Annotated in this window: 9 protein-coding genes; 7 read left to right on the top strand and 2 right to left on the bottom strand. The window is 68.0% G+C overall.

The genetic code is table 11. From position 1 onward, the window contains the following. Positions 1–564: 564 nt before the first annotated feature. Positions 565–1,185 (bottom strand): helix-turn-helix domain-containing protein, encoded by a 621-nt coding sequence (locus E5671_RS47235; protein ID WP_336605610.1) that lies wholly within the window; start codon positions 1,183–1,185, stop codon positions 565–567. A gap of 1,249 nt (positions 1,186–2,434) precedes the next feature. On the opposite strand from E5671_RS47235, the gene E5671_RS47620 reads away from it, so the two are divergent. The 3 genes from E5671_RS47620 (at position 2,435) to E5671_RS00610 (ending at position 4,713) form a co-directional block, all read left to right on the top strand. Further along, positions 2,435–3,043: an AMIN-like domain-containing (lipo)protein gene (locus E5671_RS47620; RefSeq protein WP_202120916.1), complete on the top strand. Its 609-nt coding sequence runs from the start codon at positions 2,435–2,437 to the stop codon at positions 3,041–3,043. A gap of 379 nt (positions 3,044–3,422) precedes the next feature. Beyond that, on the top strand, positions 3,423–4,190 hold the full coding sequence (locus E5671_RS00605) for a hypothetical protein (protein WP_160501868.1): 768 nt from the start codon (positions 3,423–3,425) through the stop codon (positions 4,188–4,190). A 199-nt stretch (positions 4,191–4,389) separates the two neighbouring features. After that, on the top strand, positions 4,390–4,713 hold the full coding sequence (locus E5671_RS00610; protein ID WP_160501869.1) for a hypothetical protein: 324 nt from the start codon (positions 4,390–4,392) through the stop codon (positions 4,711–4,713). Positions 4,714–4,777: 64 nt separating this feature from the next. On the opposite strand, the gene E5671_RS00615 is transcribed toward E5671_RS00610, so the two are convergent. Beyond that, entirely contained in the window at positions 4,778–5,260 is a 483-nt protein-coding gene (locus E5671_RS00615; RefSeq protein ID WP_160501870.1) for a GbsR/MarR family transcriptional regulator, read from the bottom strand. 141 nt (positions 5,261–5,401) lie between these two features. Between E5671_RS00615 and E5671_RS00620 the strand changes: the two genes are divergently transcribed. From E5671_RS00620 to E5671_RS00635, 4 genes are all read left to right on the top strand, one after another. Beyond that, positions 5,402–6,964 carry a GMC family oxidoreductase gene (locus E5671_RS00620; RefSeq protein ID WP_160501871.1) on the top strand — a complete coding sequence of 521 codons (1,563 nt, stop codon included), beginning with the start codon at positions 5,402–5,404 and terminating at the stop codon, positions 6,962–6,964. Between the two features lie 82 nt (positions 6,965–7,046). Beyond that, positions 7,047–8,471 (top strand): aldehyde dehydrogenase family protein, encoded by a 1,425-nt coding sequence (locus E5671_RS00625; RefSeq protein WP_160501872.1) that lies wholly within the window; start codon positions 7,047–7,049, stop codon positions 8,469–8,471. Positions 8,472–8,482: 11 nt separating this feature from the next. Beyond that, complete coding sequence (locus E5671_RS00630; protein ID WP_160501873.1) at positions 8,483–9,622, top strand: amidohydrolase; 1,140 nt, start codon at positions 8,483–8,485, stop codon at positions 9,620–9,622. 1,107 nt (positions 9,623–10,729) lie between these two features. After that, positions 10,730–12,379, top strand: a complete 1,650-nt coding sequence (locus tag E5671_RS00635) for a hypothetical protein (RefSeq protein WP_160501874.1) — start codon at positions 10,730–10,732, stop codon at positions 12,377–12,379. Positions 12,380–12,503 lie beyond the last annotated feature (124 nt).

The raw sequence follows: 12,503 nt of genomic DNA on the forward strand, positions 1-12,503 counted from the left end.
TCGTCGAGCCTGCGGCCCTGCCGTCGCAGGGGGCCGCGGTCGAGTTCGAAGTGCGGGTGCCTCCCATCGGCGCGATCATCCTGGTGACCAGCCAGACAGCGAGTCGGCATCCACCAGGCCTTGGCCGGCAGGACGCTGGACCGCCTCGAACATCCTGCGAAACCCCCGGAACAGAGGCCCGTGCGGTGTCTCCATGACCTTGTACGTCGCTGTCGTGACTCATGACCCTCCCATCCCGCGTCGAAGGCACCAACGAACAGGAGGGGAATCAATGCGGATGAGCCGCCAGGTGGGCAACATGCGGTACCGGTACATCTGCACGTCGCTGACGTCGGCGAGCTCCCGCAGCCTGGCTTCCGTCAGACGGACTCCGCCGGACAGCGACTCGGACTCCCCGATCTCGGCCGCCCGCCGCGTGACAGCGTCGCTGTCCGGATCGAGCAGAGCGACCCGAATTCGAAGGCCCTTGCCGCCTTGCTCACGCACGAGGCAACTACGGAGAAGGCGTCGTTCAGCCCGATCAAGCCGAGCCCGCGCGCAGCCAGCACATCTACCTCTTGTGCCTCACGGGCCTGTTGCTGGATCTCTTCGCCTGCCGAGTTCTGCGTTGCGTACACGCGTACCACCTCGGGGAACGCTGCGAGGTCGAAAGCAGCGCCGCCAGCCCGCTGCTCCCGCTGCGAGGCCGAGTAGATGGCGGGCGTCGTCAGGCATATGAAGACCATCGACGATGCGCTCGTACACATCGAGGCGGGTTACCTCACGACGCCGGTTGATGATCTCGTTTACGCGGGCCTGAGTCATGCCTGCCGCAGCGGCGATCCTGGACTGGCTCGCGCCCGTGTACTGCTGCACGTGCCGAAACACAGCGCCCATGTCCCGGGCCCGCAGGGCCTGCCTGACCTCGGCTCGCGCCCATGCCCAATCGGGCAGCTCGATTGGTTCCAGTGTGGTCGACACGGTGGCCCCCGGTATCGCTGACGGGATGGGAAAACCATCCCACCGTGAGATTACCGGCAGGGGGTCGAAGCGACGCCGGTCCCACAAGATCATGGCGAGATCAAGAAGCCCCGGTGACCACACGAACGGCCCGAGGCACGGCCACCTGATCCAGGCAGGCGTCATGGCTGAAAGTACGGCCCCGGACGATGCCACTGCAGTGGGCACCAGAAGCTCCGGCGGCATGACGCTGCGGGTCTACACGGTCGACCGGGAGGGCACGATCGCACGATCACGTCCGACTCGGGGACGCGTCGCGTGGATTCCATGGGCGTGGTGCTACCAACACGGAACGCGTTCCCTCCGTGCATGTGCCAGCACTGCGTCCGGAAGCGGGCCCAACTATGACCGCCGCGAACGAGATATTGCCGGACCCTGCAACGCTGGACGGCTACCAGGTGAACGGCTGGGCGTGCGCTCTGTGCGGCGCCCGCCTGTACGAAGACCGCTCCCTCGGCACATTCACGTTCGTGCGCGGTGGACATCTGTACTCCTCAAACTGTGGGCCTGCGCTCCGTCGTGCCCGTCCAGGGCGTACCGCTCCGGCATGCAGTCCTCCTGCTGAGATCGGGCAGCGGTGGGGGCGGCCCCGTGCCTCTGCCGTCGCCCTTGTACGACAGCGCCCCGGCCCCTCTTCTCCCACGAGAGGCGGGAGCGCAGTTGCGCCACGCTACTCGAGGGCACACCCAGGGCACATGACAGCCAGAACTCCTACGAAGCGTCGATGAACGCTGAGAGGCTTCCACCCAGGTCATCGACGCCACCCCAGCGTCGCCGCAGGTCAGCGAATCAGCACACCAAATATTCGGCTTCTGGCCGCTGGAGAAGACCGGGACTGGTACACGCAGGACACGATCTTCTTCTCCATCACCGGCTGACCGACCACTGCGGGCTGCCGATGTGGAGTGCGGCCGGGCGGCAGGCCTATGGCAATCATCTCGGTGATTCGCGGGCGTTGATCGCCGTCACGGCGAAGTCCGACCGGGGCAAGTCCGACTAGGACCCCTCGACTTGGATGCCACCGGCGTTTGTATGCGGCGATTGGACAGCGGGCCGCAGTGGCCGGTCGGCACGCTGGACGCCTGCCGACCTGCTTGCGGGGGCGGATCGCGGTGTCCGCGGCGACGATCCGCAACATCGCAGGGGAGGTGACATCCGGCGCGGGACTCAGAGCATTCCAACGGCGACCACACCCCCACCGCGATCCCACCGCAGCCCCTCTTTGGAGCACGCGCACACCGCGCGACCATGTGAGACCCGCCCGGGACGCTCTGCGCACCTTGACGCGGTTCCGCAGGCAGTGTCGGCGCGTAGGACGGTGCCGCCACCCAGAGGCCTTCCTTCACTACAAGTGGCCAAGTGTACTCATTCCGCCACTTGGTTCACTCCTCCATATATCGGGCATAAAGGATGACTAAGCCTTTAGGAGGACAGGATGATACGTCTCGGAAGGGCGTGGGCCACGACGCTGGCACTCGCAAGCCTCGCCACAGGTACGGCGGCGGCCCTGCCCGCCCATGCAAGGCCCGCCCATGCAGCACTGGCCGGCACCAGCGCAGCCTGCCCCGTCGGATGGGGTAGTTACACCAAAACCCATTCGCCGGACACTACGAAGCCGCTGACGAACGTGAGAATTGCTCGGCACAAGTGTTTTGACCGGATGGTCATTGACGTTCCCGGCGTCGACCGCGGCAGTCTCGGCTACTTAGTCAGGTACGTTGACCGCCTATACCAAGAAGGATCGGGACGCCCCATACCCGTCTCAGGTGGAGCCATCCTAAAAATCGTGACCCACGCTCCCGCCTACGACATCAACACCGGCGAACCCACCTATTCCGCCAATCCGGATGACTCACTGCCAGGTGTGAACCCCGATAACTACCGCACCTTCCGTGATGCCAAATTCGGGGGCACTTTCGAGGGGCAGACGCAGTTCGGGCTCGGCGTCCGGGCGCGGTTGCCGTTCCGGGTGCAGACGCTGGATGGCCACCTCGTGGTGGACGTCGCCCACAACTGGACCGGCGACTCGCTCAGCACACGCTGATCACGCAGAACAGGAACGCTCCGTCTCCTCCAGCACTTCAATGGCAGAGGGGTGGTCCAGTCATGCTGCCGCATACCGAGGGCCTTCCAGCTAGCTCACGGGATGGACCAGCACACATCTGTTGGTGCCAGCCAACAACGTCGTGTGCCCAAGCCCTCCTACCGGGTGATGCCGTTGGATCACACGACCCGTACGGATACTTCCGGTACCCGTTCGGCGTAGCCGGCGATTTCCGCTGTGCCGCCGTCCATACCCTTCTCACCGGCGAAAACTGCGGTGGAAAGAATTTCGCTCACCGCAAGCGGAGTGCCAACGCGCCCTGAGCGACATAGGACCTGGAGACCGAATTCCGCGTGGAACTCCCCGAGGAGACTGGGCCATGACCGGTTCTGATCCGGACGATCCGACACGCTTCTACGTTACGAACCTCGGTGCGGGCAGTAGTGTGGCGGTGGTCGGCGGGACCGCCTACGCCACCAGCGCTTTGGGCAATGCCCTGGCCAAGGTGGACCTGGACACAGGTGACACCGCACCATTCGCCACCATGATCCCCACGCCCTGCGCACCCTGTGGTCTGGAACCTGGCACGGGCGGCTCCCTCTACGTCCTGAGCAAAGAGGGCAGCCTCTACCACGTAAACCCGAACGGGACGGTGCCGGAATTCCCGCTCGTCATCCCCGCCCACGTCAACGGCGTGGCGTGGGACGGAGGCGCCCATGCCTACGTCACCAGCGACGGTGGCGTGCTGTGGCGGGTACCGCTGAATGGCATGCGTCCGAAGCCGGTGGCTACCGGCCTCAGCGGCGACGCCTGGGGTGTGGCCCTGGACAAGGACCAGGCCTATGTCACCACCACCATCGGCAATCTGTACCGGGTGGATCTGACGACTGGCCACTACGAGGCCCCACTGGCCACCGGCCTCGGCTTCGCCACAGGCGTGGCGTTGGACGCAGAAGGCGCCTTCTACGTCTCCGCGGCCGACTTCGACGCTCTTCTGTATCGGGTGAATGCAGATGGCACCAAGGAAACGATTGGCGCCAACTCGACTGCCTACGGCGTGGCGCTGAGTGAAGACGGCCACGCCTATGTCATCACCGGTGATGGTCAACTGTGGCAGTATGCGGTGGCCATGGCACCCGCGCAGTGAGCTGTCAGCAGCAAAGGTGCCCGCGGGCTTACGAGTTGACGTGATAGCGGGTGAGGCGTGTGCGCCCTGCCGACGGCCGCTTTCAGGCTTGGCGGTGCGGTCGCAGACGAGACTGGCGAGGGCTCAGTAGGTGTCGGTAAGGCGATCGCGGCGGTGGGTCCAGCGGTCAGTTGCTTCCAACGTTGGTGATCTGCCAGGCGTGCTCGACGGTGATCCGACCGATCGAGCGGTTATCGCCGCCCTCGTGAAGGGCGTGCCTTCCGGTTTCACGGCACAGCTGAAGCCGCAGCGTGTCGGCCTGGGCGCCCGCGCCTGCGTCCTGCTCACGGTCGACCAGAACGCGTGGCGCTCGGTCTCCGAGCTACGGGCAGAGGTCCCTTACGCCGAGCACTTCTCGCTGGTCGGTGGCGACTTCGACGTGCTGGTGCTGACCCGGACCTGGCTGGTCTTCGACGAATCTCCAGACCGGGAACCGGCGGAGCGGGTTTGCGGGATCCGAAGGAGCCGGGCGGCCTCACCGTAGCCAGGGGGCCACTCTGGCCCAACCGGGGCGGGCGCGGGCACTGTTACGTGCTTGGCTGTCGAGGTCAGGCCTCCCGAGTACGGGTGTACTCCGCCAGCAGTGACTCGAGGTTGCCCACCATGAAGACGTAGTACTCACGCATGTCGCGCAGCCGCTCGCGTTGCACCTGCGGCATTTGGGCGGCGCGCTCCTGCACGTGTTCGGCGAAGTCTCGCAGTTGGGTCGTGGAAGCGACGATGTGCTGGAGGCAGCCGACCCAGGCGTCGTCGCGCCAGCGGTAGACGAAGTGCCGCTGCCCCGGCTCCTTGTATCGCTCGACGGCGCCATTGGCGATGAGGAGGCGCGTCATCTCCGAGACGGACCCCTTGCTCGCATCGAGGTCGTGCTGGAGTTGGGTCAAGGTCAGCGGCTCGTCGCTCAGCATCAGCAGGCCCGCGGCTCGTCCGGCCATGGGAGGCCAGCCCATGGCGCGGCCGACGTGAATGCCGAATTCCTCGACGAGCGCGTCCTGCGCGCCGAAGTCGCTGTCCTCGGCCGCTTGGGACACGACGCCTCCCGAAACTCAGTATGGTTTGAACGTTCAGTCTTGACTGAACTTACGGTGGGGCTCATAGTACCAGGAGTGCCAGCTCAGGGCCTTGCGGTCGGTAGCGAGGTCACGGCTGATCCCTACGGCGGGAGACGTGACATGACGAGCAGCGGCTGGGATCTCATCGTAGTAGGGGCAGGATCCGCGGGGGCCACGCTTGCTGTGCGCTCCGCGGCGAAAGGCAAGCGGGTACTGCTGCTGGAGGCCGGCCCCGACTACCGTTCGGCGCAGACGCACGAAGCGTGGCGCTCACCCAACCCCGTGGTCGCACTGATGGACCCCACCGCGGCCGAAGGCCTCGTGTGGACGGGGCTGAACTCTTCACGCACGGACAAACAGCAGCAGGCGCCGTACTGGCGCGGCCGGGGGGTCGGCGGCAGCTCATCGATCAACGGACAGATCGCGATCCGCCCTCCGATGGCGGACTTCGAGGACTGGGCGGCCCTCGGGTGCCTGGGCTGGTCGCCACAGGACGTTCTGCCCTACTTCGCACAGCTGGAGGATGACGAACAGTTCGGTGACGAGCCGTACCACGGTCGTGGCGGTCCTACGCCGATCTACCGGACGCCGCAGAGCGCATGGGGCGGCGTCGACTCCGCCCTGTGCCGGTCGGCCCTCGCCGCCGGGTTCGACTGGGCCGCAGATGTCAACGCCCCGGGTGCGACCGGAGTCTCGCCCTACCCGATCAACTCGCGCGAGGGCCGACGGGTGTCGGTCAACGACGCGTACCTGGAACACGCGCGTGGCCTCAACACCCTCACTGTTCAGGGCGATGCCCTGGTGGACCGCGTACTCTTCGCCGGGAACCGGGCGGTGGGGGCTCAGCTGATCGTGGCCGGGAGAACGGTGACTGAGCACGCCGACACGGTCATCCTCAGCGCCGGTGTCATCCACTCGCCGGCGATTCTCATGCGTTCGGGCATCGGCCCCGCACACCACCTGCGCCGGCTCGGCATCCATACGCGCCACGACCTTCCGGTAGGCCACGGGATGCAGGACCACCCGATGACACTGGTGTCGCTCCCGCTGACGGATGCGGCGGCCGTCAAGACGCCGCACGACCGGCATACGAATGTCTGCGTCCGGTGGACCAGCGCAGCCGGTGCCCCCAAGAACGACCTGATGTTCGTGTCGCTCAACCAGAACGTGCTGGCCATGGCGAGCGCGTCGACCGGCACCAGTGCCGGAGCCTTCGGGGTCTGGCTGAACCAGAACTACTCCCGGGGCGAGCTGACGCTGGCCTCGACCGACCCGTCGGACCAGCCACTGGTGCTCCAGCGGATGCTCTCCGACGAACGTGACCTGGCCCGCATGCGCGCCGGTCTGCGCGAACTGGTCGACCTTGCGAGTCGGCCCGAAACCGCCGAGATCACCGAAGGCTCACTCCAGGGGGAGAACGAAGCCCTGTTCTGCGTCCTTGACAGCGACAGCGAACTGGACGACTACCTGCTGGCCACGGTCGTGGACGCCCAGCACGGCACCAGCACCTGCCGCATGGGCGCGGCCGACGCCGCCGACACGGTCGTCGACAGCGAGTGCCGTGTCCTTGGCGTCGACGGCCTGCGCGTGGTCGACGCCTCGGTCTTTCCCTCGGTTCCCCGGGCGAACACCAACCTGGCCACGATCATGGCCGGTGAGCTCATGGCCGACCGTCTCGGCTGACCCACCCACGCTTGCCGACTGACTCCAACGGGCCGCGGCTGCAACCCGTGTCCGGTGCCCGTGCACGAAGGAGATCCTCCCGATGAAGACCTTGCAGAACCTGATCGGCGGCGTCTGGGATGACTCCCTGGGTGACGCACTGCTCGATGTCGTCAATCCCGCCACCGAGGACGTCATCGCCCGCGCTCCCGGCGGCTCCAAGGCCGACGTCGACCGCGCCGTGGCAGCCGCCGTACGGGCGCAGCCCGCCTGGGCGGCGCTGCCCGTGGCCCAGAGAGTGGCGCGGATCTCGGCCTGGGCCGACGTCATCGCCGAGCATGCCGATGAACTGGCAGCACTCGAATGCCGGGAGATGGGCAAGCCGATCGGTATCGGCCGCGCGTTCATCGACGGTGCGGTGGCCGGGCTCAAGGCATCGGCCGCCCAGGCACTGTCGTACGGCTTCGAGGAGGACCTCGCGCAGCACGACGGCGGGGCGACCACAATCCTGCGCCACCCGTTGGGCGCGACGGCGGTGATCACGCCCTGGAACTTCCCGGTCCCCCTGGTGCTCGGCGCGCTCGGCCCGCTGCTCGCGGCCGGCAACACCGTGGTCGTCAAGCCCTCGGAACGCTCCCCGCTATCGACCGTGCGGCTCTTCGAGTTGCTGAACCTGCCGCCAGGCGTGGTGAACCTGATACTCGGCGACGCGCGTGCCGGAGCGCCGCTGGCCGAGCACGAGCAGATCCAGCTCGTGCACTTCACCGGATCTGTCGACGCCGGCCGGAAGGTCGCAGCCGCCACCGGCAGGCTGCTGCACCGGGCGGTGCTCGAACTCGGCGGCAAGGACCCCGTCGTCGTCGACGCGGGGGTCGACCCGAAGGCGACAGCGGCAGCCGTCGCCTTCGGTGCCTTCATCAACACCGGGCAGATCTGCACCTCCATGGAACGCGTCTACGTCCACCAGGACATCGCCGGCGAGTTCGTCGAGGCCCTGGTCGAGGCGGCCGGAACCTTCACCATGGGCGATGGCCGCGACGAGGGCGTCATGATGGGCCCCCTCGTCGACGAGGGGCAGCGCGAGATCGTCCGGCGGCACGTCGCGGATGCGGTCGAGCGGGGTGCGACGATCCGGGCGGGCGGAGTCGAGCCGGACGGCAAGGGCTTCTTCTACCCGGCCACGGTGCTGACCGGCGTCGATGAGTCGATGCTCGTCATGACCGAGGAGACGTTCGGGCCGCTGGCCCCTGTCGTTGTCGTCTCGTCCTTCGAAGAAGGGCTGGAGCGTGCCTCCGGATCCCGCTTCGGTCTCGCCGCGACGGTCTACACCGACGATCCCGCCCACGTTGCCGCTGCCGCCCAGATCCCCGCCGGTGTCGTCTGGGTCAACCAGTGGCAGGGCGGTGGCCCCGAACGCCTTTACGAACCAGCCGGTGACAGCGGAATGGGCGCCACGGGCGCGGCCGCAGCCTACGACGCCGCCACCCGTCCCGCCTCGCTCCACATCGCTGCCCGCCCCGCCTCGTGAAGGCCACACCGATGTCACCCAAGAAGGAGATCGAGCGCCGGATCAGGAAGGCCGAACGCGGCCTGGTAGGGCTGTCCCACCGGATCCACGCCCATCCCGAGCTGGCCTTCGAGGAGGTGCGTGCCAGCGCCTGGGTCGCTGAACAACTGAGCGCAGCCGGGTTCGCCGTCGAGCACGGCTGCTACGGCCTGCCCACCGCCATCCGCGCCACCATCGGCTCCGGGCGACAACACATCGCGATCTGCGCGGAGTACGACGCCCTGCCAACCATGGGCCACGCCTGCGGGCACAACATCATCGCGGCCGCCGCAGTGGGCGCCGGACTCGGTCTCGCCGGCCTGGCCGACGACCTCGGCCTCACGGTCACCGTGCTCGGGACGCCGGCAGAGGAGGGAGGCGGCGGCAAGGTGCTGATGCTCGAACGCGGAGCCTTCGACGGCCTCGACGCCGCCATGATGGTGCATCCCGCCGCCGCCGAGATGGACGCGATGCCGGGATCAGCCATCTCCATGTTCGACGTCTCCTACCAGGGGGCACCCGCCCACGCCGGCGCCTACCCCGAGCGCGGCGTCAACGCCGCCGACGCCATGACCGTCGCTCAGGTGGCCATCGGACTGCTGCGCCAACAGACCGCGAGCGCGGACCGCATCCAGGGCATCGTCACCGAGGCCGGCAGCGCGGCGAACGTCATCCCGGACACCAGCCGCGGCCGATGGATCGTCCGCTCGGACACCGTGGAGGCGCTCGCGCCGCTCAAAGCGCGGGTGCAGCGCTGCTTCGAGGCCGGGGCACACGCCACCGGATGCGAACTGACCACCGTCCCGGCGGGACCCGACTACGCCGACCTGCGCCCCGACCCCGGGCTGCTGGCCATGTACCGGGCCAACGCCGAAGCCCTCGGCCGGACCTTCCCGGACGTGTCCGGCGGCCCGGCGGTCGGAGCCGCCACCGACATGGGCGACGTCTCCCATGTCGTGCCCGCCATCCACCCCATGCTCGGCCTGGACTGCGCACCGGCGGTCAACCACCAGCCCGAGTTCGCCGCGGCGTGCCTCACTCCGAGCGCGGACCGGGCCATCCTTGACGGGGCCATCGCGATGGCCTGGACGGCGGTAGATCTCGCCACGACCTCCACGAAGGTCAGCCCTTAGCGAGCGGCCGGGCCTGCACGGCGCGCGAGTCCGGCCAGCATCCGAGCCTCCTGGGGTAGGTGACGGACCCGCACCATGCCCACGACCAACACCCTGCAGGCCCTTGGCCGCCTGACGCCACGGCGCCCGAGGTGGGGCCGTGACCCCGTCTCGCCAAGGGCCACGAGCTGTGTGCCCCGTCCGGCACGGGCGACCCCGGGTGCCAACCCGTAGGCGGCACCCCCGAGTTCGGCCACCGTGGTGTGCAACGCATCGGCCAGCCGCACGACGAAGACGGTTTCCGGATCGGACGGGACCGCCTCGACGCAGTGGATGTACTACGACGTCCGTGGCCAGACCCGCAGTGGCATACAGCACGCGGCTGTATGCCCCGAGCGCCGTGTGGTGGCTCCAGGGTGTTGGGCTGATCGGGGGTTGTGTGGTGCGGGGCGGGCGGAAACCCCGGGAGAAACACCGAGGATCACATTAGATGGTCTCGTTTGTTCCATTTGTTGCGGTGTCTATTGGAGAGCACCGGTCGGTCATGCATGCGGGACGCGATGCGGCATGGACCAGTTCGTGCGGCGGCGGCCCAGCGTGTGTGCCCGGTGTGCCCGGGCGCGCCATGCCTGTGTGCGCATCGGTCATCCAGCGTTCGGGCACCGCCCGTACGAAGAATGAGGTGTACCGAAGATGTCCGTCGGCATTCCCACCGATCGCGCCCGCCTGGAAAATCAACCGAAACGTCCCCAAGCCAGCGCTCGATACCGAACAGTGGCTGGATGGCGTGTGTTAGCAGGCCTATCAAGAGCCGGTCGAAAGCGTACGGCGATGACTGTGGCGGTGTGCGGAGCGGTCACCGTGCCGTTTGCTGCGACGCCGGCTCTGGCACTGCACACAGCAGCGGTCAAGCCCAGCGTGCGCGCCGTTCAGATGGTCTCCGCGCCCGCAGGGAGCGCAGGCAGGATCCAGGCGACGCCGGATACCTCAGCGGCCCGATTAGGCACAGGCCAGGCAGTACCACACGCACCGATGGGCAAACCTCGTCGGGCCCCGTACACACAGACGTTCTTATACACCGGCAGCGACCAAACGTTCACCGTCCCTGACAACGTGTACTCCCTGACCGTGGACGCCACCGGTGCCCCCGGCGCAGCCGGCGGCACTCCCCCCAATGGCAAGAGTGCGGGAGGACTCGGCGCTGCCATCAGTGGTGCCATCGTGCCCGTGACACCGCGTCAGACCCTCCACGTCGAAGTCGGCGGCGCGGGAAGTGCCAACATCGGCGGCTTCAACGGAGGCGGCGACGCCGGCACCAGATTCCCCAGCCTCTATGGCGGCGGTGGCGGCGGCGCCACCACTCTGCAGACCTGCGATGCCACCGACACCGCCAACTGCACCCCCCTATACGGCACCGGTGACGAACCCCGCCTCATCGCCGCCGCCGGTGGCGGTGGCGGCAGCGGCTACCTCGCCGGCCAGGGAGACGGCGGCCACGGTGCCGGTGCCGGCGGCGACGCCGGAGACGGCGGCGGCTGGGGCAGCGGGGGTGGCTCAGGCGGCGCCGGTGGAGGCTTCGGCATCGGAGGCGGCGGCGGCGGCGAAGGCGGCACTGGTACCGCCGGAGGCGACGGCACGGCATCGGACGGAGGCCTCGGCGGCAGCGGTGGCGGCAACGGCAGGGGCGGCAACGGCGGTGACGATGGCTTCGACATCGCCGGCGGAGCCGGCGGCGGAGGCGGCGGAGGCGGCGGCAACGGCGGCGGAGGCGGCGGCGCTGCCGGCGGCGGAGGCGGCACCGGTGGTGACACCGCCGGCGACGGAGGCGACGGCACTGCAACCGGTGGCGGCGCCTCCTCCGCAGGTGCTGGCGCCGGTGGCGGTGGCTTCTTCGGTGGTGGCGGTGGCTCCAACACCCCGTCCCTGTACGGCAGGGGCGGAGGAGGCGCCGGATCATCCTTTGCACCGGTCGATTCGGGTGCAACTGTGAAGACCGATACCACCGGCGTCCCCGCCCTCATCATCACCTACACCCCCTCCGCTCCAGCGGAGGTCGCGGCATCCAGCGGTACGCCACAGGCCGCCCCGGTGACCGAGCCCTTCCCCACTGCCCTGAACGCAGCCGTTACTGATTCCGAGGAGCGAGCGGTCTCTGGTGTGCCAGTCACCTTCACCGCGCCGGACTCGGGTCCCTCAGGGACGTTCCCGGATGATGCGACGACCGTAACCGCGACCACCGATGCCCAGGGGCTGGCAGCGGCGCCAATGTTCACCGCGAACGGCACCGCTGGTTCATACACGGTCACCGCCAGCGTCCCCGGCGTCACTGATCCCGCTTCCTTTTCGTTGACAAACATTTCGGATGCGGCGGAGCCGACCGCGTTGACAGCCGGCCGGGCCTCTCTCCGTCTCGCGGGTGACACCTTGCGGGTGACGGGGCTGTCCGCAACGCTCACGAGCAAGGGCAGTCCCGTTTCGGGACAGACCATCACCTTCACCAACGCACGGCGCACCACGACCTTGTGCAGTGCTGCCACCGACGCCAACGGTGTGGCCTCCTGCGCGGCCACCATCACCGGCACCCCGTTCAGCAACGCCAGGCTCGCCCTGAACCTGCTCGGGCATGGCTACACAGCGACCTTCGCCGACACCCCCAGCTACACCGGATCGACAGCAACGGCCCGAGTCACCCTCAACCCGTTCAGCCGTTGTAAGCCGGCACAGGAAAAGGGACACCAGCTCCCCGTCCGGCCATCCAAGGACCACACAGCCTGTTAATCACCGCCGCGTGCGCCGTGCCTATCAGGCACGGCACACCGGCCACAGCGTTGAGGGGCTTCGCGTCTTCCGGTCAGTGTTGTGGCCGTTTGACTCGCGCGGCCCTGCGCAACTGCGTGGCATG

This window comes from Streptomyces sp. BA2, assembly GCF_009769735.1.
Lineage (GTDB): Bacteria > Actinomycetota > Actinomycetes > Streptomycetales > Streptomycetaceae > Streptomyces.